The sequence below is a fragment of the Streptomyces sp. NPDC050485 genome, assembly GCF_044458185.1.
Taxonomy (GTDB): Bacteria; Actinomycetota; Actinomycetes; order Streptomycetales; family Streptomycetaceae; genus Streptomyces.
Window position 1 is genome coordinate 289,907 of the sequence record NZ_JBITHR010000008.1, and the last position, 22,267, is coordinate 312,173.

Genomic DNA, 22,267 nt, shown 5'->3' on the forward strand with positions numbered 1-22,267 from the left:
GCCGTCCGATCTCCGTCAGACGGTCACCGCCACATCTCTCACACCGCCAAGGGCTTGGTCGCCGCGCATCGCTGCCGCAACGCATTCCGGTCGGGCTTTCCTGCCGGAGTGAGCGGCAACTCTTCGACGAGTAGTAGGAGTTCGGGGTGCTTGCGGCGCTCCAAGCCGCGTGCGTCGAGGTGCGCGGACAGCTCGCCGAGAGCGGGCCGCTTCCCGCCGCGCGGCACCACGCAGGCGGCGAACCGCTCGCCCATCAGCGGATCGGGCACGCCGACGCACACCACGTCCCGGACGTCCGGATGCGTGGCGAGTTCGAGCTCCACCTCGGCGGGGCTGATGTTGGCGCCGCCCCGGATCACCACGTCCTTGAGCCGTCCGACGATCCGCAGGGTGCCGTCCTCCTCCATCCGCCCGAGGTCCCCGGTGCGCACCCAGCCGTCGGCCGTGCGATAGCGGGCGTCGAGCTCGGGCGCGGCGACGTAGCACAGCGGGGTCATCGGGCCACGGGCGACGATCTCGCCGACCGAGCCCCGCGGCGCCTCCTCCATCCTGTCCTCGGCCTCGCCGGGAACGGCGATGCGGATGTCCGCGACCCGCAGGTCCGGACGGCCCGCGAGCACGCCGGGCCCCTCGCCTCGTACCGGCTCGTCCACCAGACCCGTATGGCAGTTGACGCCGTCGGCCGAGCCGTAGAGGTTCACCACGGGGCAGCCGAACGTGCGGCGGGCCTCCTCGGCGGTGGCCTCGTCCAGCGGCGAGCCGCCGACGACCAGCGCCGTGGGGGCGGTGAACTCCCACCGTCCGCGCTCGGCGAGCCGGTCGAGCATCATCCGGATCATGGTCGGTACGCCCAGGACGTGCGTCGGCCGGTGCGCGACGATCGCGTCCAGGGCGGCCTCGGGCGTGAAGTGGTCGAGCAGCACGAGCGTGCCGCCGTGCCGGGCGAGCGCGACCGCCGTGCCGTTGCTGCCGAACGCGGAGCCCAGCGGCACCAGGAACAGACAGCGCGGCGGCTCTCCGTCCTTCATCAGCGACGCGAGGAAGTTGCCGCGCCCGCCGGCCAGGGCGTTGTGCGAGTACGCCACCATCTTGGGCTCGGCCTCGGACCCGGACGAGACCAGGATCCGCGCGGCGGCATCGGGGTCGGGGCGGGCCGGGACGTACGCCGTGGGGTCGGTCCGCAACAACTCGGCCCAGGGTACGGCCCCTTCGGGTACGGTCCCGGGCCCGACGGCGACCACCGTACGCAGATGGGGGAGTTCCCCGGCACGGGCGAGCAGGTCGGCCGCATGACGGTTGCCGCGGTGATCGGCCGCCGCGATGACCGCGACGGCCTCGGACCGGCCGAGCAGCGAGACGGCCTCGCGATCCCCGCGCCCGACCGGGAAGGGCAGCGCGATCGCGCCGAGCGCGGCCAACGCGAGCTCGGCGATCACCGTGTGCCGCCCGTTGGGAAGCTGTACGCCGACCACATCGCCGGGGCGTATGCCGAGCCCGGACAGCCCGGCGGCCAGACATCGCACCTTGCGGTCAAGGGCGGTGTAACAGAGTGCGCCCTTGGCGTCGATGACGGACGTGCGGTGCGGGTCGGCGATCTGGTGGGACCGGTACAGGCTGTAGAGGTCGAGGTCGGGGCAGGTGCCGTCGACCGCCCAGGAGCGGCGCAGCTCGGCGGGCAGCAGGTCGTGCAGGAGGACGGTCATGCGAATCTCCAGGGGTCGGGAACGGCCGGGGCGCCGTGGGTGTCCCGGCTGATCGAGCCGGCGAAGCGCGGGTCGTGGTGCAGGCCGGAGAGATCGGTGGTGACGGAGGTCGCGGCCAGGCCGTGCCCGCGCAGCAGCTCCAAGGCGTCCGCCGTGGGCAGTTCGCGCAGGTCGTACGTGCTTGCCTCGGTGGCGCAGGCGTCGGCGGGCGCGACCCAGCCGTCGCGGGTCGCCAGAGGGCGGCGGAACCCGGCCGGGCGGCGCGGATCAAGACCTCGGGCGATCCGCTCGCGGGCGGGCGCCGTGAGGACATCGGCGGCGCCGAGCAGTGAGGAATCCACCCGCATGCCGTGTCCGGTGCGTTCGCGCAGCAACAGGCCCGCCAGCACCGCCTCGGCGCCGAGCAGCCCGCCCAGCACGTCGAGAAGGGTCATCAGGGACGGCGCGGGCGGTTCTCCGGCGGGCCGCGCCGCCTCGCCGACACCCGTGCGGGCCTGGACCATGAAGTCGGTGCCCATCGGCGCCCCCGGAAGCCGGTCGGCCCAGCCGCTCGTGTACGCGTAGACGAGCGAGGGATTGATGGCGGCCAACTGACTGCGCTCAAGCCCGAGTTGGTCGGCCTTGCCGGGCGCCCAGTTGTGCAGGAACACATCGGCCTCGGCCGCCATGGCGCGCAGCCGGTCCCGGTCGCCCGCGGACTTGATGTCCAGCTCAACGGCCGCTTTCCCCCGGTTGAGGGCCAGCCACCGGGCCGAGACCCCGGAGCACGCGGGCGGCATGCCCCGCAGCGGGTCGCCGCCCGGCGGCTCGACGCGGATGACGTCCGCTCCGAGCAGGCCGAGCAGGTGCGCGGCGAGCGGGGCCTGGATGCGGCGCCCGGCCTCCAGGACTGTCAGCCCGGCGAGCGGCGCCTTTCGCGCCTGCCCGCTGGAGGAGTGCGCGGCCTCGTACGGCGTGAGCTTCCACGGCGCCGCCCCGTCGTACTCGCGGGCTCGCTCGGCCAGGGACCGCAGCGGGCAGACCTCGGCGCCGGAGACATCTGCGGCGTACGAGATGTGCTCCCAGGAACTGGCACGCGTCACGTCGTGCAGTACGGGCGGAAAGGGTGCGCAGGCCGTGGCATACCGGAACTGGAACGGCCGCCAGCCCCGGCGTATCGCTTCCTCGGGCGCGCCGAGCGCCCGCCAGTACGCCGCCCACGCGCCGGGGTCGAGGGTTTCCAGCTCGAAGAGCGTGCCGTCGGCGGCGGTGAAGGGAGGCCCGCCGGGGCCGAGTTCGACTGCTTCGCCTTCCTCCGCTCCGTCGGCGGCCAGGTACTGGGAGACGGCGAGCAGCCCGGCCCGCTCGGCCGTGACGTCCACCGTGGTGAACGACCCGCCCCGGGCCTGCGCGAGCAGCCCGGCGAGCAGCCCCTGGACGGCGAGCAGGCCGGTCGCGGTGGCCGCGTAGTCGACGGCGAGCCCGTGCGGGGCCCCGTCGCGACGGCCGTGCACCGCCATGACGCCGGTGGCGGCCTGCACGGTGGCCTCGTCGGTGACACCGGGCGCGGTACCCCACGCCGTGTGCGCGGTGACGGCCGCGAAGCCGGCGCCGGTCAGGGCGAGACCGCTGCCAGCACGGTCCGGACCCTCGGCGCCGAGAAGCCGCAGATGGTCCGCGATGAGCTGATCGGCGGGCCCCGGCGGCCCGGAAGCCTCCAGGCGCAGCCCGTCGAGCGGCCCGGTCGTCCGTTGGATGGCTGGTGTCGCCATGCCTCTCCTTTCCAGACGCGTTTCCTCACGCGCGGGAACCCGGAGGCGATCGCCCCCGACCTGTTCCACGGAAGAGGCAGTCGGACGGCCGTTCGTACGGGTTCCCGGGAGCGTGGAGAAAAATGGCGGAGAGTAGGACGACGGAACTGTGTGGACAGCCCGAAGTGCCCATTGAGATAAGGGAGTTGAAGGATCGCGTGGCCGCGTTCGTACGGGATCGGGTGGTCCCGCACGAGGCGGTGCTCGACGGCGGCGGGCCGGATGCCGTCGCGGCCCTGCGTGCCCTCCAGCAGGCGGCCAAGGAGGCGGGCCTGTGGGCGCTGCCGCTGCCCGTGGAACTCGGCGGCCAAGGGCTCCCGCTGCGCCACTACGCCCACATCGCCGAGGCCGAGGGGGCCAGCGACCACGGCCCGTCGGCCCTGGGGTCCGCACCGCTCCTCGACGTGGGGATGCTGTGGCGCCACGGCAGCCCGAGGGTCCGCGAGCAGTACCCCAAGCGACTGGTCGCCGGTGAACTCCGGGCCTGCTATGCCATGACGGAACCCGGCGTCCCCGGAAGCGACCCCTTCCTCACCGCCACCCGGGCCAGCCCCGGCGACGACGGAACCTGGCGGGTGAGCGGCCGCAAGTGGTTCACCAGCGGCGCCGCCGACGCGGACCTCATCACCGTCTTGGCTCGCACGGACGGCGCGCCGGGCGACCGTGCCGGGCTGTCCCTCCTCCTCGTCCCCACCAGCTCGCCCGGCTTCCGTCTCGTACGGGAACTGCCCGTCCTCGGCGCGGCGGGCCAGTGGGAGATCGAGCTCGATGACGTGGTGGTCGACGCCGACCACATGATCGGCGCGCCCGGCACCGCCCTCGCGGTCGCTGGCGAACGCCTTCAACTGGGCCGCACCCTGCGCTGTCTGCGCTGGCTCGGCCAGGCGCAGCGCGCGTTCGAGCTCCTGCGGCAGCGGGCCCGCACCCGCACCACCTCCCGAGGCCCGCTCGGCGATCACCAACTCGTCCAGCTCCACGTCTTCGAGGCGCTGCTGGCCCTGCGCACCACCCGCCCGCTCGTCCACGAGGCCGTGGCCCGCCTCGATGCGGGTCTCGACGCCCATGTGGAGGTGGGCCTGGCCAAGGTGGCCGCGGCCCGCATGCTCCAGCGGGTCGCCGATTCGGCGATCCAGGTGTACGGGGCCGAGGGGCTCGGCCCGGACACCCCACTGCCCGCACTGTTTCGCACCGGCCGCGCGGCCCGCATCCTCGACGGCCCCGACGAACTGCACATCACGTCCGTCGCCCGGCGGGTACTGCGCACAGGACCGGAGTGTCGGGGCTAGATGTCCTCGGGCCCGGCCAGGCCGGTGAGCAGCGCGAGTGCGTACGCCAGGAAGAAGGTGCCCCAGACCAGCTCGTGCCGGACGGCCGTTCCGCCGTGGAGGTCGTAACAGCCGTCGAGCAGGCGGCCGGTGTCCGTGAGGTGCTCCTTGACCAGCCGTTCAAGGATGGGCAGGGCGCGTTCGGTCCGGCTGAGGGTGAGCAGGGCGAGCGCCGTGATCGCCGCCGCGGAGGTGTCGACGGGTCCGTCGACACGTGTCGCGTCCGCCAACGGGATCAGGCGCGGGTCCGTCAACTGCCCTACCAAACAAGCGAGTTCGGGCTCATTGGCATGTCGTACGCCCTCGGTCGCTGCCAGCAGCAGCCAGGCCGGGCCCCGGCTCCAGCCGGAGGGCGGATCGGCGAGGGCGGTCCAGCCGGTCCCCGGGGTGGGCTGCCAGGACCAGTGCGGCGGCCCGTCGCCGAGGCAGAGCCGGAGGTGGGTACGGAGGTGGGAGCGCGCCGCGTCCGGGTCCACGGTCGCGAGCAGGGGCACCATGCCGGGTACCCCGTCCACCCGGGCCACCAGGCGCGGCCCGCCGAAGGCGGAGCCCCACGGCACGATCCCCAACTCCCGCTCGAAGGAGCCGAGACAGGCGCGGGCCGCCTCGGCACGGATCGCGTCCCGCTGTTCCCGCTCCGCGAAGACCGTGCCGTACCAGAGGATCAGCCCGCGGGCGGCGGTGTCGGCCTGCGACCAGTGCGTGAGCCGGTCCGTACAGGTTCGCGCGGCCGTCAGGTCGGCGATCTCTCCCGAGCGCCTGGCGCGCAGCCACAGCAGCCCGGCCCAGAACCCGCCGGTCCACGAGCCGCGCCCGGTCGTCGTCCACGCGCCGCTGTCCGGGTCGGCGAACAGCGGGAAGCGGTCGCCGACTTCGGTACGGGTGACGGCGACCCGATCGAGGAGCGCGTCCAGCGCGGGCCCGGCCCAGGTCGGGGCGCATGGCGGATCGAGGGGGAGCGGGGTCACGGTCGCACGCCGGGCGGATCGAGCGAGAGTGGCAGTGCCGTCAACGTCGTACCTCCGACCGGTCTCGTTCCTGCACCAGCCGGTACTCGCGGACCGCCCACACCAGGGCGACGGCAGCGGCCCCGGCGAACTCGGCGGCCACCAGGAGCCAGCCCGATCCGTACCGTCCGGCCTCCGCCAGCAGCCCGAAGGCCGTCGGCCCGACCGCGAACCCGGTGAAGAACCCGGCCGAGACGAGCGCCGAGTCCTGTCCGGCCCGGCCCGGCTCGGCGCGCTGCAGGACGAGGACCATCGACACCGCGTTGGCGGCCACCGCGAACACGCCCACGGCCACCGCCCCGGCCCAGGCCAGCGGGTGCGCGTACCGCGAAGCGGAGAGCAACAGGGCCGCCGCGACCGCCCCGGCCGCCAGTCCGCCCGGCAGCCACACGGCGCGGCCGGGCCGTCCCGCCGTCTTCGACCAGCCGATCCGGCCCGCGATCCCGGCGATGCCGAGGACCGCCACCAGCGCACCGGCCGCAGTCGGCCCGAGCCCGAGCCGCCGCGCACCGTACAGCGCCAGGTAGGTGTTCACCGAGGCGATCCCGCACCCGAGGAGCAGTGAAAACGCCGACAGCCAGGCGATGGTGCCCCTCGGTGCCCACACGGCGGGCGTGGACTTCGGAGGCGGGTCGGCGGGCAGCGTGCGGGCCGCCCAGGCCGCCGCGACGAGCGCGGCCCCGGCTGCCGTCCACACCGCGCCCCGCCATCCGGCCACCCCGGCGAGCGCGGTGAGCGGCAGGCCCGCCGCGAAGGCGCCCAGCTGCACCCCCGACTGCTTCATGCCGGTCACCGAACCCCGGCGAGCGGGTGGGACGGCGGCGAGGATCGCCTTGTTGGTGGCGGGGTTGGCCAGGGCCTGCGGCAGCCCGCCGAGTGCGACCGCCGCGAGCAGGAACCCTGTACTCGGAGCCGATCCGATCAGCGCCAGTGCCGCGGCGGACGCGAGCAGGAGGGCGACGAGGCAGCGGCGCGGGCCCACCCGGTCCACCACGCGTCCGCCGAGCGGGGACAGGACGGCGGCGGCACCGAAGCCGACCGTCGTCGTCAGGCCGAGCACGGTGGGTGAGACATGCAGTTCGTCCGAGAGGCGGGGGCCGAGTGCGCCGAGCAGGAACAGCTGGAGCATGGAGAACGCCATGGCCGACGTCAGCAACGCGGTCATGGCGCCGGTCGCTGCTCCCCGGCCCGCAATGTCCTCGCTCCCTCCCGGGTCCCCACCAACAGCCACCATCACTGACCCCTCGTCCCGTCCCCGTCGTACTGCATCCGCCGTCGAAGCTCCCTCAGAAGTCGGCCCGAACGCCCCGCGGGTTCCGGCCCGTTGATGTGCGCTGGATCACAGCGGGCGGATCGGCGGAGGGCCTCGCTCAATTTGCGTACCCGAGGGTGAAGCCCAAGACGCGGGTGCAAAGATGAGCCCGCCATGACTGCCGGAGGGTATTGCCGAGCGATTCGGGCCGCGATGTTCGCGGCCGTCTGCGTGCTGCTCGCGGTCATGGGGCACGCGCTGATGTCGGGCACTTCGGTGCCCTGGTGGGCCCTGACCGCTGGAGCCCTTGCCACCGGAGGCACAGGGTGGTGCCTGGCTGGGAGGGAACGCGGGTTTGCCCTGGTCGTGTCGGCGACCGTGGCCGCGCAGGTCGTCCTGCACTCCTCCTTCTCCTTGGCCCAGGCCGTGGTGCGCCCCGCGCTGCCGGGCGGAGCGTCCTTCGCCCAGCAGTGGGCGCAGTACCTGCTCTGCGGCTCGTCGAGCGCCGATCCACTGCCCGAGGCCGAGGCGGTGCGGATGGTCACCGACGCCGGGCTTGGCAGCCGACTCCATTCGGCTCCGCCGGGCATGGGCCACATGTCGATGTCGTCCATGTCATCCATGCCGTCTACGTCGCCCACGCACATGTCGGCGGGCTCGATGGCCCGCGGCATGGAAGCCATGAATTCCACGACGCCCATGGACCACATGTCTCACATGGGCCTGGGCCACATGGGGTCGATGGGCGCCATGGGCCACGACATGGCGGGCATGTCGTCGATGGGCATGCTGGCCGCCCACTTGCTGGCCGCGCTGCTCAGCGGGCTGTGGCTCGCCTACGGTGAGCGCGCCGCCTTCCGCATCCTGCGGGCGCTGGCCGGCTGGTTCGTCGCTCCGCTCCGGCTCGTACTCGTCGTCCCAGCGCCGCCCCACCGGCCGCGCATGCCCTCCCGCCGTCGCCGCACCGCGGACGTCCTGCGCCAGCTCTTCCTCGCACACGCCGTCACTTCTCGGGGTCCGCCCCTGGGGACCGCTGTCAACTGACGACAGCCGGTTTCCCGAGGCCGCGTGACGGACAAGTCAGTCCTTCCGGCGCGCCCTCGGGCATCGTCCGCGCATTCCTCCGCGTGGCCGTACCCCCTCACCGGACCCGCCGACGCAATGGCCGGTCCGGATCCCGGAATCCCGAGAAGGACACCCAGGTGACCACTCCTGCCTCGCCTTGCTCGCGCGACGAGTCGATAACGGCCTGGGCGCTCGCCGCCCGTGGCGGCGACCCCGAAGCCGTCGAGCACTTCATCCGCGCGCTCCAGCGTGACGTACGCCGGTACGTCACCTACCTCGGCGCCGATCCGCAGGCCGCCGACGACCTGACGCAGGACACGTTCCTGCGGGCGCTCGGCAGCCTGCACCGTTTCGAGGGCCGCTCCTCGGCCCGCACCTGGTTGCTGTCCATCGCCCGCCGTACGGTGGTCGACAGCCTCCGGTACGCCGCCGCGCGGCCCCGGCTCTCCGACACGGACGACTGGCAGTCGGCCGTCGAACGCGCCCAACCCAGGGGCCTGCCCGGCTTCGACGACGGCATCGCCCTCGCCGACCTCCTGGCGGCCCTGCCCGACGAGCGCCGCGAAGCCTTCGTCCTCACCCAACTGCTCGGCCTGCCCTACGCCGACGCGGCGCAGATGAGCAACTGCCCGGTGGGAACGGTCCGTTCCCGGGTGAACCGGGCCCGCGCGGCACTGATCGAGCGACTGCGCGACGCCGAGCGGCCCGCCTTGGCGGGTGTCGCGGCCTGACGGAGCGACGAGGCGCGGCGGCCCGGCTGAGGCCGGGCCGCCGTCCTTGTCGGTCAGGCGTTCAGAGTGCGGGGGTGGCGGCGGTACGGGCCGGATGGCGGGGGCCGAGGAAGGCGGCGATCCCGGCTCCGCCGGGCGCGGGGTGGGTGGCCTGGGTCCATCCGAGGCCGCGGTAGAAGCGCATGGTGGCCTCGGCGCGGACGGAAGTTCAGCAGCCAGCACCGGCCGTCGGGCCTGTCGATGGTGACGGTGTCGAGCAGCCGCGCTGCGCTCCCAGACCGATGCCGCGTGCCTGTCCGGCGACGGCGAGTTCGTCGACTTCGCGGCTGCCGCACAGCCAGTCGGCGGTGCGGTCCGGGCCGAGAGCCGCCGAGACCTGCGGATAGCAGCGGTCGGACGGGAAGGTGTCGGGAGTCGTCCAGGCGGTGGCGAAACCCAGCACGGTCTCCCGGTCGAGAGCGAGCGCCACGGCGAACCCGGGGCGTACGACGTCGCGGGCCAGCCGCGCCAGGCAGCGATCGGCCCCCGCCTCGTCCTCCTGCCAGGGGTGTGCCGCGAACGCCTCCGCGTATACCCGGCGTATCCCGGCGGCGAAGGACAGCAGCAGCTCACCCGGTACCGGGCGGACGAGCAGTGCCATTACGCCCTGGGCGGCGTCCATCGACCCCTCGGCGCCCCTGAAGTACGGGTGGGGCAGCCTGTAGACACGGGCGACGTTGTCGAGGCACGCGTCGGCCGCGTCGTCCAAAGTATCGCCGAGGTGGACGATCGGGTCGCGCGCCAGGTCGCGTACGAGAAGCAGCGAGGTGTGCCCGCCGGACACGATCAGGACCCTGCACGGGTCGGGCAGCGGGCTGTGCTCCAGGGGGTCAGCGGCCACGTGCCGCCGCCCGCCACGGACGAGCCCGGCGCACGTCTCGTCGCACGAGGACTCGATGCCCAGCACCATTAGTGAACCGTCCACGCGGACCACGCCTTCTTGTTGCACATACTTCGCAATAACACTGTATAAGTAAGTGGACTGTGCGTGGTCACCCGCAGTGGTCCCGGGGCAGGTGAGACGCCTGGCGGCAAGGCCGACCCTTGACCCGGCTTTACTGCCCACTGGTTGCAGTTGCGGCCTGTGTGCAATTGGCTGGATCCAGTCCGTCCGTCCGCACAGCAGAGAGCAGCACCAGCATGACCGTCACTCCCACGTCCGCACCGCCTGTGTCCCGACCCCGGCTGCGCCGTCTGCGGGCGTCCATGACGCGCCAGGAATGGGCCCGGCTCGGCGGGATGGGCGCGTTCATTCTGGCGTTGCACGTCATCGGCTGGTTCACGCTGGTGGCGATCGTCGCGCCGGAGCACTACAGCATCGGGACGAAGTCGTTCGGTGTCGGCATCGGGGTCACCGCCTACACGCTCGGCATGCGCCACGCCTTCGACGCCGACCACATCGCGGCCATCGACAACACCACCCGTAAACTCATGAACGAGGGACGACGTCCGCTGTCGGTGGGCTTCTGGTTCTCGCTCGGCCACTCCTCGGTCGTCTTCGGCCTGGCCTTCCTGCTGTCCCTCGGTGTCAAAGCCCTCGCCGACCCGGTCCGCGACGACAACTCGCAGCTGCACAACGTCACGGGCCTGATCGGCACCACCGTGTCTGGGGTCTTCCTCTACCTCATCGCGGGCATCAACCTTCTGATCCTGGTGGGTATTTGGAAGGTCTTCCGCAAGATGCGCGCCGGGGACTTCGACGAGGCGGCGCTGGAGGAGCAGCTGAACAACCGCGGTTTCATGAACCGGCTGCTCGGCCGACTGATGAAGTCGGTCGACAAGCCCTGGAAGATGTATCCGATGGGGCTGCTCTTCGGCCTCGGCTTCGACACCGCCACGGAGATCGCGCTGCTGGTGCTCGCGGGCTCGGGCGCTGCGTCCGGGCTTCCCTGGTACGCGATCCTGTGCCTGCCGGTCCTGTTCGCCGCCGGGATGTCGCTGCTCGACACCATCGACGGCTCGTTCATGAACTTCACGTATGGCTGGGCCTTCTCCAAGCCGGTCCGCAAGGTCTACTACAACCTCACCATCACCGGCCTGTCGGTGGCCGTCGCCCTCATCATCGGCACCGTCGAACTCCTCGGCCTCCTCGCCGACAAGCTCGACCTGCACGGCGCGTTCTGGGACTGGATCGGCGGGCTCGACCTCAACGTCATCGGGTTCGTCATCGTCGGCCTCTTCTTCGCGACGTGGCTCGTCGCCATGATGGTGTGGAAGCTGGGCCGCATCGAGGAGAAGTGGACGGCCGGCCTGACACCTGCGCGCCAGGAAGCCGAGTAAGACGCGGCTGCTCTTGGCCCCCGGCCGGCCCCGGTCGGCTCCGTCTGTTCCCGGCGCCTCCAGACGCCAGATGATGGCCCCGGCAGGCGCGCCGACTGCTCGGCCTTCAGCGCGTCGGGAGCACGGACGGCATCGGTGCGGCGCCCCGTCGTCCTCGCAGTCCGAGCCATAGAGTCCGGTGCCGTGGTCGCCGTCCACGCAGGCACACGGGCACGCTACAGCCGTCCCGAAGGGAAGACGCGGACGGCCGCCGCGCCGTAAAGGGCGCTACCGGTCATACCTTCTCGGCTGTGATCCGGGGATGGTCCGCGGTGAGTATGGCGATGTCATCGACGTCGGGCGGTGACCTTGTGCCGCAGGTAGGCGAGGGCGGCGCTTGATCCTTGAGCGCGGGCGGCGTGGGCGGCGGCGAGGGCGGCGCGGGCCAGGGAACGGGCGGGCAGCGGGCGGTTGTTGACCGCGTGGGCGACGCTTTCGTCGGCCCAGCGTTCCATCTGGAAGGCCGCCTCGTCGCGCAGCCGGGCGAGGAGCGGGTTGCAGGCGGCGGCCAGTTGGAGGGCGCTGGTGTAGTGGTGGTGGCGGTGGGTCAGGTGGGCGCGTTCGTGGGCGAGCAGTACCTGCCGTTCGTCGGCGGGCAGCGCGCGGAGCATGCCACGGGTGACCACCACCGACCCAGGGGTTCCGGGGCGGCCGGGCAGGGCGTAGGCGTCGGGAGCCGGATGGGTCTGCCGCACGATCGGGTCACACCTGAACTGGCTTGCCTGCGAGGCGGGTCCGGCTGAGGGGGGACGACGCAACGGGCAGGAAATCCATGGGGTGCGCCGTCGCTTGGGGGGATCATGGGCTGCGGCCGTCCCTCGCCCCGGGACGGCGGTCGGTCGTGCACCGCCTCAGGGCGGCAGTGGGCGGTCGAGGAGGAGGAAGACGGCCGGCAGTTGGTCCTGTCTCCCGACGGCGCATCGGTGTGGGTCAATGGCGAACGCCGCAGTAGCTGGTCGGGAAGACGCTGGGAGACTCCCGCACCGCGCATCGCGCGGATCGCGATCGATACCGGGCAGGTGCTGGTAGACCCTGAGCCCGGACGTGTTCGCGGTTCTCGTCGCGGGCGCAGACAGCATGGTCCTGAGGCCGCTGGGTGATCGCCGGAAGCGTCCCGCACGCCTGCTGCTGTTCGATCTCGACGGCCCGGTGCCCGGAGCGGAGGTCGGCCCCTTCGACGTGTTCAACCACCTGTTCACGGTCCGGCGCGCGAGCCGCCCCCACGCCTTGGTAGGCACTGACCCAGCCAAGTCTCACCGGGACAAGTGGGTCACCGCTCTGGGGGCTGACGGGACGCTGCGCCGGCTCTTTCCACACTCTTGGGTGCCGGAGGAACATCATTTCGGCGGTCCGGCAGTCGAGTTGGGGCAGTCCCTGGTCTGCGCCGGCACAGTCCACGACAGCTACGGGCTTCAACCGGGTGGCGCCTATGTCATACGGCGATCCCTGAGCGGCGCTGTGCAATGGGAGTACCGCACCGATCACCCCGCCACCGCCCTGGACACCGATGAGGACACGGTCTACGTGGCCGATAACTCCGGAGCCCTGGTGGCACTGGATGCCGACGACGGCTCGCTGCGATGGCGCATGGACCTTGAGGTCGACGGAACGCCGACGGTTGCACTGTCCCTGGCCGCGGTGGCCCGAGGCCATGTGCTCGCGGGGACCGTCGACGGTCGAGTCCTGGAGTGCTCGGTCGGGCGGTGATCCGAACACTGTCTTGTCGATCAGGCAGAGCTGTCTCTGCCGGGCAAGTCGGTGAAGGCGACAGACGAATGCTGCGTTGCACCGCCTCGCGCTGACCCGGCTGCGCTGGGATGCGTGTACGCAGGCGTACTACGAGCCACGGTTGACGGAAGGCAAGACCCGGCGCAAGATCACCCGCTGCTTGAAACGGTATGTGGCGCGGGAGGTCTACCGCTGGGCTTGGGCGGAGCGTCGAAGCCTGGACTGCTCACCGGCGAGTTGAAGCTCCGGATGGTCGCCGCTGGCAGCACCGCACTCTTCCGCTCCTCGCAGGGCGACGGAGATCGTGGCGGTGTCTGCACGGTCCCAGCTGGTGCCGTCCGCAGGAACGCTGTCTGGATTGCGGCGTGTCCTTGGTTCGGGCTGCGGGTAGGGGTGGTGCCGTCAAGGGGAGGTGGCACGCGATGGGGAAGGCGAGCCGAAGCAAGCGGGAGCGGAGTCGGGAGAAGGCCGGGCAGTGGACTGCGGCTGGGGCGGCGCGCGCTGCGAAGCGGATGAAGGATGACGGGTTGCTGGCGTTGCCGGGGAATCCGTGGGTGCGGGCGAGTCTGGCGGCGAATCTGAACAACGTGATGGGGGAGTTGTTCAGTGTTCTGCCGGGGGGTGATGAGTCGGCGTGGGATCTGGCGTGTGCGATGTTGCTGGGGAAGCAGGGCGTGCGGCCGCCGTGGCCGTCGGGCCCGCAGGCTGCGGCGGATTGGCAGACGCGTCAGGCAGCAGACCTGTTCCGGGAGGCGGAGGTCCTGGTGGTGTCGCCGGCGGCACATGCTGCGGTGATGGCTGCGGCGGCGACGCTGGAGCCGGCTGATGTGAGCACTCTCCGCCGCGAACAGGACGTCGTGATGCCTGTGGGGTTGCTGGTGTTGCCGGAGCCGGTGGTGACGGTGAACCGGGCGGGCTCGTTGTCGGATACTGCGGCGTTCGGCTGGCAGTTCATCGTGCAGCACCAGGTGCAACCGACGGCGACCTATCCCGGGGTGCGGGTCACGACGTTCATGGACCGGGACGGACCGGTGCAGCCGGTCGAGTGGCAGCTGGCTCTCGCGCAGGCGCGGGCGAGTGGCTCGCCGTTGCCGAGATTGGTGCCGGACGGGATGTACGGGATGCGGGGCGATGGATGTTTCGCGGATGAGAGCGCGGAGCGGTTGGCAGAGTTGACCGCGGAGCACCGCCGACTCCAGAGCGCATTGAATGAGGTGGCGCAGTGGCGGGCTGAACCGGTTCCCGAGGTGGGTGAGTGGGGCGGTGGAGAGCAGATCGTAGACACCTACGACGACTTCGCCTGCCGGTACATGTTCGCGTTCTGGCGGTTGGCCGCGCAGGGGGTGATGGTCACTCACCCCACCGAGTCTTCGGCTGGGATCGGCCAGGTCGGTGAGCCCTACGACCCGGAAGTGCGGGTGATCCGCCTGGCCCGACAAGTTCCGGCTCCACGCACTGGAGAGCAGACAGAGGCTGCCCGAGCACGGGTGTACCACCACCGCTGGCCGGTGCGGATGCACAAGGTGCGGCAGTGGTATCCCAGCGCTCAGGAGCACCGTGTGATCTGGCGCGGTCCGTACATCAAGGGGCCGGCCGATGCGCCGCTGATGGTCGGAGAGAAGGTCTACGTTGTCGACAACTAGGAGCGGTAGATCCAGGAGCGGGAGGTGACCTCGGGCCTCAGGCGATGAGTCCCGCGGCCGCATCCTGGCACCGCAGCGCCTCCGTGACGGGCGACCGTGCCGTCGGTCTGCTGGCGCTGCTCGAGGATGGCCAACAGCAGGCGGTTGGTGGTGAGGGCCGAGGCGTTGAGGGTGAAGACGTGCGCTGCCCGGACTCCACTGGCAGGTCGGCAACGGATGTTGTCATGCCTGGCCTATTAGGCGCGTGTGTTCGAGACCGAGCTGACCCCGGCATGGGCGTCGATGCGGGCTGAGGGCCTTGTCCCGCCGCGAGCCGGCGGGGATCATGAACGGGTGCAGCACCGAAAGGGACTCCAGGAACTACTCGTCCGCGCCGGACTCATGGTCGTCGAGGATGTGCACCCGGGCAGCCTGTTCCCGCCGGAGGCCGCCTGGCGAATCGCACGGGGGATTGCGGCGCCGGACAGCGCAACCCGAGAAGGGCTCGACGCCGCGTGGTGGCGCCGCCTTTGCGATGCTGACGGCGAGTTCCTGGTGGCCATCCTGGGTCATCGGATCGGCGGTAACGACTCCTGGTGGACCCGGGTTCGCCATGTCGTCGGTGGTGTGCCGGGGCTGACCGGTGACCCCGGGTTCGTGGCGCTCTCCCTCGACGGGCAGGTGTTGCTGGCGGAGGTGCCATGTGCGGACGGGACTCGGGTGACGGCCCTTGACCGCCTGTCGGAGCGGCTGGAGGCGGCCGCCGTCGCGGCCGGGCGCGAGACGGAGGTCGAGCGCGCCGCGGTATGGGCGGCGGTGCCCAGCCAGCCTGCGTGGCCTCTGCACTGGGCGGAGGGGATCGGGTCCAATCCGGCCGCACCGGACGAATTGCTGATCCGGCTGTTGGATGTGTACGAGGGGTTCCTGCACGGTTGCGATCGGCCCGCCGTCCTCGACGCCGCCGTGGCGCATCCCGATCCGCGGGTACGTTCCAGGCCCGCCGATACCTTTCGGCCCAAGCTCACGTCCGAGCAGTGGGTACGCCTGGTCCGCGCCGAACCGTCGCCGAGGCGGCGTGTGCTGTGGGCGGAGCATGCCTGCGCCTGGGGCGCCGACCTTCCCGCGGATCTGTACGACGACCTCCTCGCCGGGCCGTCCCGCGCCCTGGCCGCCGAACTCCCGAGGCTCCCCGCACTCCACCTCCCCAGCCTCGCGGTCGACGCCGATGCCCGGGTACGGACGGCAGCCTGCACCTGGTGGGAGGACCTCACCGCGCCGCTGCAGGGGCGGCTGCTGGCCGACACCGACAACGCGGTGCGAGCGGCGGCGCTGCTCGCCCACCACACCGGCACCCCCATGCCCCGCGAGGTCTTCGCCGCGCTGCTCGCCCAGCGGCATGCACTCGAACGGTGCCGCTTCGAGCCCGAGTTGGAGGCGGAGTTGGTCCGGGACAGCGATGCGGAGGTGCGCCGGGCGCTGGCCGCCAACCCGGGCCTGGGCGCGCACACCGTCGCCGTCCTGGCACAGGACCCACTGGACGACATCCGCTCCACGGTGGCGCTCCGCCCCGACCTCACCGAGGAGCAACGAGCCGCAGTGCGCTACGACTTCGACCCGACGTTGGCGTCGCACACCCTGTCCTGGGTCGCGGACCTGCACGGCGACCCTGACGCGATGCGCCGCCTGGCCGCGTCGTCCCATCCGCTCATCCGCCGCAGCGTGGCCCGCGCCCAACATCTCCCACCGGACGTCGTGGAGTGTCTGGCGCGGGACGAGGACCGGGTGGTCCGCCTGTTCCTCGCCGAATCATGCGACGACGCGCCGGCCGACCTGCTGCTGGAGGTCTGGCGCTGGTGGGACGGCAGCCTCAGCCACCCCGACCGCCCCCGCAGCCACCCCAACTTCCCCTGCACGGGCCTGCTGCGCTACGCCGACGACCCCAGCGGGCGGATGCGCCGCCTGGCCCTGGACGATCCGGAGTCCACCCCGGCCGACGTCGCGCGCCTGGCCCGCGACCCTGAAGCCGAGGTGCGTTGCCGCGCGGCCGAGGACCCCCGGCTGTCACCGGCCGACGCAGTGCGCCTGCTGAACGACCCGGCGGCCCACGTCCGCGGGACCGCGATACGCAATCCGCGGCTGCCGGCCCGCGTCCTGGCCGGGCTGCTGCACAACCGCGGCACGGCAGGCACTGCAGTCACCAACCCGGCCATCCCAGTCCCGGTCCTGCACCGCATCCTGGCCGCGGCCACGGCAGCCATGGCATCCGAAGGCTGAACACTGACACCCCACAAGGCGACCGTAGCGACCTGACACCGAACCCCGGCACGCATTTGCCGATCACCCTGCACCAACCCCGCGAGCGCCAGCCGTACCCCAGCCGTACGAGCGCTACTGGCGTGCGACGTCGTTTGGCGGCCCAACCCATCCATGATGGGCGAGGAGTCCACCGATCAGCCCCGTCAAGTTGCTGTTGTTGGGAGCCCAGCCCCATCGGTGCGCAGCAGGGAGATAGCCGTGCTTCACGAAAGTGTCGCCAGTCGCGAGACGATCACGGTCGGATCGCTGAGCGCGTAGCAGTGCAACCGCGCTGAAGTACACGCGTGAGTGAGGTTGAGCGTTGTATTGCGGAGCGGCAACGCGGACTGTCGCCCGCATTGTTGGTGTTCTGGAATGTGTCGAGGACCTGCGCTTCCGACCAGCTCGCCGGTGATCGTTGTCGATCGTCGAGTGCCCCTGACCTGGGTTCGACAGGGTGGCCCCCGAGGGGGGTCTGTGTAGCCGTGACGGACGAGCTCTCGCCTTGCGAGGCGATACATAGCAGACGATCCCCGGTTACCGAAACCGGGGATCGTACCGAGTATTGAGGGTGTTCGCACTCGGCTGTGCTTGGCAGCGGAGCCGTGGCGGATGAAGCAGACAGCACCGCAAGCCCCGGACGGGGAGAGCACCGATGCCTGCTCCCCTGATGACCGCGGTGCTCGCTGAAATGCAGCGATGCCTTCGCTGATGTGGAGTTTCCACGCCCCCCAAGGAGAGTGAGTAATCCTGTCTAATCCGATCAAGAAGTTGCCGCCGAACGCGAAGGGGCAGGTCCGGTACCGATTTGTGGTCGACGTCGGGACCCATCCGGCCACTGGGAAGCGCAAGCAGTTGACCCGTACCTTCGGCACGCTCAGGGAGGCGGAGGCCGAGTACGCGCGTATCACGGTGCGGCGTCACGAAGGGGCGCTGGTGCCACGCCACAAGCTGACTGTGAACGAGTGGCTCGATCAGTGGTTCGCGAAGAAAGCGGAGGATCTGGAAGAGTCGACGATCTCCACCTACAGGGTGACCCTGGACCGTGTCCGGGGCAGGCTTGGACACATTCGGCTTCAAGAGCTCACCGAGGACGATGTCGAGGCGTGGATGCTGTGGGCGCTTCGGGAGGGCCGCGTACGCGCTACGAAGGCGGGGCCTGGGCTGGGGGTCACCTCGGTGGAGATGTCCCTCACGCGGCTGAAGGAGGCACTCAACCGGGCCGTGACACGGCGCCTGGTCGCGGTGAATGTCGCCCAGGAAATTACGATCCCCCGGAAGGTGCGTAAGGCCGAGCGCCAGGCCAAGGCCGAGGTGCCACCCTGGGGTGTCGCGGAGGTCCATGCCTTCGTGCTCGCCGTGAAGGGCCACCGGCTGTACGCCCCTTTCCTCCTGTCGTTGATGGGTCTGCGCCCGGCAGAGGTGTGCGGCATGCGTTGGGCCGATCTGGATCTGGACCAAGCCACCCTGGTCGTTGCCAACACCCGCACATTGATGGGGAACAAGATCGTGGTGGAGAAGGATGCGAAGTCGCTCGCCGGCGAGCGGAGCCTTCCGCTGCCTGATCCCGTCAGAGAAGCCCTGAGGGGCTTCAAGGCCGCTCAGGCGGCGGAGAAGCTGGCGGCGGGTCGGGTATATGAGACCAGCGGGTATGTGCTGGTGGACGAGTTCGGGGCGCCGCTCGACGTGCGGCAGTTGCGCGAGCAGGCGTACAAGGTCATGGCCGGTAATGCGCTGCGGCGGGTGCGTTTGTACGATGCCCGCGCGAGTTGCTTCACCTACCTGGCGAACCATGGGGTCCCTGATCATCTCCTCGCCCGATGGGCGGGGCACGCCGACGTCAGGACGACGAAGCGCTGGTACGTGAAGCCGGACGTGGAAGACCTCCGCTCGGCGGCCGATACCTGGAGCGGTCTGACCGGTCTCCCGACCCCTGTGGTGAGAGAAATGTGAGACGTGGGAGCGTGGGTCGGGTGAGTGAGACGACGACGAAGACCCTGCAGTACCGCTTTGACGGGCCGGAAGACGCCCCAGTCCTGATTCTGGGCCCCTCCCTCGGGACAACATGGCACATGTGGGACCGCCAGATACCCGAGCTGGCCGGCACCTGGAGGGTCTTCCGCTATGACCTCCCGGGCCACGGCGGCGCCCCCGCGCAGCCGGCCGACTCCGTCGCCGAACTCGGGGACCGCCTGATCGCCACCCTCGACGGACTCGGCGTCCAGCGCTTCGGCTACGCCGGCTGCTCCATCGGCGGGGCCATCGGCGCCGACCTGGCTCTGCGCCACCCGCACCGGGTCGCCTCGCTGGCCCTGGTGGCCGCCTCGCCCCGGTTCGGCACCGCCGACGAGTTCCGCCAGCGCGGCGTGATCGTCCGTACCAACGGCATGGACCCGATGGCGCGCTCCGCGCCCGAGCACTGGTTCACCGCCAGCTACGCCGCCGCCCAGCCCGCGATCGTGGAGTGGGCCGTGCAGATGGTCCGCACCACCGACCCCGGCTGCTACATAGCGGCCTGCGAGGCGCTCGCCGCCTTCGACATCCGCGCCGAGCTGGGCCGGATCGGCGCCCCCACGCTCGCCCTGGTCGGCGCCGAGGACCGGGTGACCGGGCCCGGTGATGCCCGCACCCTGGTCGCGGGCATTCCCGGCGCCGGCCTCGCCGTGGTGCCGGGCGCCTCCCACCTCGCCCCGGTCGAGCAGCCGGCCGCCGTCACCGACCTTCTCGTACGTCACTTCTCGACGGCCTGGCAGGCGGTGCTCGATTCGAGTACGGGGCACGTCGCGATGCCCGCGCTCCCCGCCGTACCGGCGCCCCTGGTACCCCTCTCGCCTCCGGTCCCGGCCGAGGCGCCCCCGGCCGCGGTCGAACCCGCCGCCGAGAGCCCGGATCCGTACGAGCTCGGCATGAAGATCCGCCGCGAAGTGCTCGGCGATGCCCATGTGGACGCCGAGACAGCCGGTGCCGACGCGTTCGGCACCGACTTCCAGGACCTCACCACCCGCTACGCCTGGGGCGAGGTGTGGTCCCGGGCCGGGCTCGACCGGCGGACCCGGGCCGCGGTGGCCCTGGCCGCGCTGACTTCGGGCGGTCACCTGGACGACCTCGCGGCCCACACCCGGGCCGCGCTGCGCGCCGGGCTCACCCCGGACGAGATCAAGGAAGTGCTGATCCAGACCGGCGTGTACTGCGGCGTCCCGCAGGCCAGCGCCGCGTTCCGGGTCGCGGGCGCGGTCGTCCGGGAGGAAACGACGCCCCGGGGTTGACCTGATCTTGTGCCTGTCCGCGCCGCCGGGAGCAGGATGGGGGTCATGAGCCTGAAACTGACCAAGAAGACCCATGCCTGCATCCAGCTGGAGAAGGACGGGCGCACCCTCGTCATCGACCCCGGCACCTTCAGCGAGGCGGACGCCGCGCTGGGCGCCGACGCGATCCTGGTCACCCACGAGCACCTCGACCACTTCAACGAGGAGCGGCTGCGGACCGGCCTCGAGGCCAACCCGGCCGCCGAGATCTGGACCCTGCGCAGCGTCGCGGAGAAGATCTCGGCGGCCTTTCCCGGCCGCGTCCACACGGTCGGCCACGGTGACGCCTTCAGCGCGGCCGGGTTCGACATCCAGGTGCACGGCGAGCTGCACGCCGTGATCCACCCGGACATCCCGCGCATCACCAACGTCGGCTATCTCGTGGACGGTTCGGTCTTCCACCCCGGCGACGCGCTCACCGTCCCGGACCACGCGGTGGACACCCTGATGCTTCCGGTGCAGGCACCCTGGAGCAAGATCTCCGAGGTGATCGACTACGTGCGCGAGGTCAAGCCGCGCCGGGCCATCGACATCCACGACGCCCTGCTCACCGACCTCGCCCGGCCCATCTACGACGCGCAGATCGGCGGCCTCGGCGGCGCCGACCACGCACGTCTCGCGCCCGGGGACTCGACCGAACTGTGACTGTCACAGCCGGGCGGTAGGTTGGGATCCATGCGCATCGCCACCTGGAACGTCAACTCGATCACCGCCCGGCTGCCCCGCCTCCTGGCCTGGCTGGAGGCCACCGGCACGGACGTGCTGTGCGTCCAGGAGACCAAGACCACCGCCGAGGGCTTCCCCGCCGCCGAGCTGCGCGAGCTCGGCTACGAGTCCGCGGTCAACGCCACCGGCCGGTGGAACGGGGTGGCCCTGGTCTCCCGGGTCGGCCTCGACGACGTCGTGCCCGGACTGCCCGGCGGCCCGGACTACGAGGGCGTCGAGGAGCCGCGCGCCATCTCGGCGACCTGCGGCGGGGTCCGCCTCTGGTCGGTCTACGTGCCGAACGGGCGCGAGGTCGAGCACGACCACTACGCGTACAAGCTGAGCTGGTTCGAGGCCCTGAAGGCAGCCGTCGCCGACGACGCGGCGGGGCAGCGCCCGTTCGCGGTGCTCGGCGACTTCAACGTGGCCCCGACCGACGAGGACGTCTACGACCCGAAGGTCTTCGAGGGGCTGACGCACGTCACCCCCGCGGAGCGCGCCGCGCTCGCCGCGCTGCGCGCGGCGGGCCTGTCCGACGTGGTGCCCCGCCCGCTCAAGTACGACCGTCCGTACACCTACTGGGACTACCGCCAGCTGGCGTTCCCCAAGAACCGGGGCATGCGCATCGACCTGGTCTACGGCAACGAGCCGTTCGCCAAGGCCGTTAAGGACAGCTACGTCGACCGCGAGGAGCGCAAGGGCAAGGGCGCCTCCGACCACGCTCCGGTTGTCGTCGACCTGGAGGTCTGACCCGGGGCCCGGCCGTCCCGGGCGGCACCGGATCCCGCGTGGCTGTGGTGCAACCTCGCGTTCGAATGGCAGCCTGGAGCGTATGAACTTCCTCCAGAACTGGCGCAAGCGGCACACATCGGCCCGCGGAGTGGCGGTCTACGGGGCTGTCAGGGAAGATCCGGAGGGCGTCGCGGAGCTGCTCTCCGAGTGCGAGCTGCTGCGCGCCAGGGCCGCGCAGAACCAGCTCGAACTCGACGACTCCCCGGCCTCGTTGGGCGCCCTCGACCAGCTGACCCCGCGCTGGCGCGAGGACCCGGAGGAGCTGCCCTGGCTCGGCAACGACGCCGGGCTGTATCTGGGCACCGTCATCGTGCGCACCGTCCCGGGGGCGAGCTGGGACGTCTGGCCCAGCGGTCAGCCCGTGGTGCGGCTCGCCTCCGGCCGCGAGGTCGACGTGGTGGACGCGGGCCTCACCTGGGCGGCGACCGGCGCGCCCGAACTGTTCCAGGTGTACGCCGAGGCCTCGGAGGCCTGAGCCCCCGCACTCGAACATCCCTCCGTAGACCGCTGAGGTCAAAATACGGTTTATGCCCTATTCGTGCGTGTCGAAGTGAAGTGCCCTACCGGGCTGGATAGTTTGCGCTGACCT

19 protein-coding genes are annotated in these 22,267 nt (G+C 71.3%); 12 read left to right on the forward strand and 7 right to left on the reverse strand.

Going from position 1 to position 22,267, the window contains the following annotated elements; translation table 11 throughout:
- Positions 1-38: 38 nt before the first annotated feature.
- Both ACIBK6_RS19195 and ACIBK6_RS19200 read right to left on the reverse strand, forming a co-directional pair.
- Positions 39-1,703 (reverse strand): class I adenylate-forming enzyme family protein, encoded by a 1,665-nt coding sequence (locus ACIBK6_RS19195; RefSeq protein WP_399052445.1) that lies wholly within the window; start codon positions 1,701-1,703, stop codon positions 39-41.
- Positions 1,700-3,454 (reverse strand): CoA transferase, encoded by a 1,755-nt coding sequence (locus ACIBK6_RS19200; RefSeq protein ID WP_399052446.1) that lies wholly within the window; start codon positions 3,452-3,454, stop codon positions 1,700-1,702. The genes ACIBK6_RS19195 and ACIBK6_RS19200 overlap by 4 nt, the downstream gene beginning before the upstream one ends.
- A 122-nt stretch (positions 3,455-3,576) precedes the next feature.
- On the opposite strand from ACIBK6_RS19200, the gene ACIBK6_RS19205 reads away from it, so the two are divergent.
- Entirely contained in the window at positions 3,577-4,779 is a 1,203-nt protein-coding gene (locus ACIBK6_RS19205; RefSeq protein ID WP_399052447.1) for an acyl-CoA dehydrogenase family protein, read from the forward strand.
- Here ACIBK6_RS19205 and ACIBK6_RS19210 read toward each other — a convergent pair.
- Together ACIBK6_RS19210 and ACIBK6_RS19215 are read right to left on the reverse strand one after the other, a co-directional pair.
- Positions 4,776-5,786, reverse strand: coding sequence for a sugar ABC transporter permease (locus ACIBK6_RS19210; RefSeq protein WP_399052448.1), 1,011 nt, complete (start codon positions 5,784-5,786; stop codon positions 4,776-4,778). The two genes, ACIBK6_RS19205 and ACIBK6_RS19210, sit on opposite strands and share 4 nt — an antisense overlap.
- A 40-nt stretch (positions 5,787-5,826) precedes the next feature.
- Complete coding sequence (locus tag ACIBK6_RS19215; RefSeq protein WP_399052449.1) at positions 5,827-6,990, reverse strand: MFS transporter; 1,164 nt, start codon at positions 6,988-6,990, stop codon at positions 5,827-5,829.
- Between the two features lie 261 nt (positions 6,991-7,251).
- On the opposite strand from ACIBK6_RS19215, the gene ACIBK6_RS19220 reads away from it, so the two are divergent.
- The gene (locus ACIBK6_RS19220; protein ID WP_399052450.1) at positions 7,252-8,121 is read left to right on the forward strand and encodes a hypothetical protein; all 870 of its coding nucleotides are present in this window, start codon (positions 7,252-7,254) and stop codon (positions 8,119-8,121) included.
- 158 nt (positions 8,122-8,279) lie between these two features.
- Positions 8,280-8,873 (forward strand): sigma-70 family RNA polymerase sigma factor, encoded by a 594-nt coding sequence (locus ACIBK6_RS19225; protein ID WP_399052451.1) that lies wholly within the window; start codon positions 8,280-8,282, stop codon positions 8,871-8,873.
- Between the two features lie 61 nt (positions 8,874-8,934).
- Here the strand turns inward: ACIBK6_RS19225 and ACIBK6_RS19230 are convergent, their stop codons facing one another.
- On the reverse strand, positions 8,935-9,057 hold the full coding sequence (locus ACIBK6_RS19230) for a hypothetical protein (protein WP_399052452.1): 123 nt from the start codon (positions 9,055-9,057) through the stop codon (positions 8,935-8,937).
- 24 nt (positions 9,058-9,081) lie between these two features.
- A complete protein-coding gene (locus tag ACIBK6_RS19235; protein WP_399052453.1) occupies positions 9,082-9,837 on the reverse strand; it encodes a hypothetical protein in 756 nt (251 codons plus the stop codon).
- A gap of 215 nt (positions 9,838-10,052) precedes the next feature.
- On the opposite strand from ACIBK6_RS19235, the gene ACIBK6_RS19240 reads away from it, so the two are divergent.
- Entirely contained in the window at positions 10,053-11,192 is a 1,140-nt protein-coding gene (locus ACIBK6_RS19240) for a HoxN/HupN/NixA family nickel/cobalt transporter (RefSeq protein ID WP_399052454.1), read from the forward strand.
- Positions 11,193-11,518: 326 nt separating this feature from the next.
- On the opposite strand, the gene ACIBK6_RS19245 is transcribed toward ACIBK6_RS19240, so the two are convergent.
- Entirely contained in the window at positions 11,519-11,926 is a 408-nt protein-coding gene (locus ACIBK6_RS19245) for a M48 family metalloprotease (protein WP_399052455.1), read from the reverse strand.
- Between the two features lie 349 nt (positions 11,927-12,275).
- Between ACIBK6_RS19245 and ACIBK6_RS19250 the strand changes: the two genes are divergently transcribed.
- The 8 genes from ACIBK6_RS19250 to ACIBK6_RS19285 all read left to right on the forward strand — a co-directional run bounded on the left by ACIBK6_RS19250 (position 12,276) and on the right by ACIBK6_RS19285 (position 22,153).
- A complete protein-coding gene (locus ACIBK6_RS19250) occupies positions 12,276-12,938 on the forward strand; it encodes a PQQ-binding-like beta-propeller repeat protein (protein WP_399052456.1) in 663 nt (220 codons plus the stop codon).
- 443 nt (positions 12,939-13,381) lie between these two features.
- The gene (locus tag ACIBK6_RS19255; protein ID WP_399052457.1) at positions 13,382-14,602 is read left to right on the forward strand and encodes a hypothetical protein; all 1,221 of its coding nucleotides are present in this window, start codon (positions 13,382-13,384) and stop codon (positions 14,600-14,602) included.
- A gap of 333 nt (positions 14,603-14,935) precedes the next feature.
- Positions 14,936-16,855: a hypothetical protein gene (locus tag ACIBK6_RS19260; RefSeq protein WP_399052458.1), complete on the forward strand. Its 1,920-nt coding sequence runs from the start codon at positions 14,936-14,938 to the stop codon at positions 16,853-16,855.
- Between the two features lie 792 nt (positions 16,856-17,647).
- On the forward strand, positions 17,648-18,829 hold the full coding sequence (locus ACIBK6_RS19265) for a tyrosine-type recombinase/integrase (RefSeq protein WP_399052459.1): 1,182 nt from the start codon (positions 17,648-17,650) through the stop codon (positions 18,827-18,829).
- A gap of 20 nt (positions 18,830-18,849) precedes the next feature.
- Entirely contained in the window at positions 18,850-20,142 is a 1,293-nt protein-coding gene (locus ACIBK6_RS19270; RefSeq protein ID WP_399052460.1) for an alpha/beta fold hydrolase, read from the forward strand.
- 36 nt (positions 20,143-20,178) lie between these two features.
- On the forward strand, positions 20,179-20,826 hold the full coding sequence (locus tag ACIBK6_RS19275) for an MBL fold metallo-hydrolase (RefSeq protein WP_399052461.1): 648 nt from the start codon (positions 20,179-20,181) through the stop codon (positions 20,824-20,826).
- A gap of 30 nt (positions 20,827-20,856) precedes the next feature.
- The gene (locus ACIBK6_RS19280) at positions 20,857-21,636 is read left to right on the forward strand and encodes an exodeoxyribonuclease III (protein WP_399052462.1); all 780 of its coding nucleotides are present in this window, start codon (positions 20,857-20,859) and stop codon (positions 21,634-21,636) included.
- Between the two features lie 82 nt (positions 21,637-21,718).
- Positions 21,719-22,153, forward strand: coding sequence for a DUF6278 family protein (locus ACIBK6_RS19285; protein WP_399052463.1), 435 nt, complete (start codon positions 21,719-21,721; stop codon positions 22,151-22,153).
- Positions 22,154-22,267: the final 114 nt, after the last annotated feature.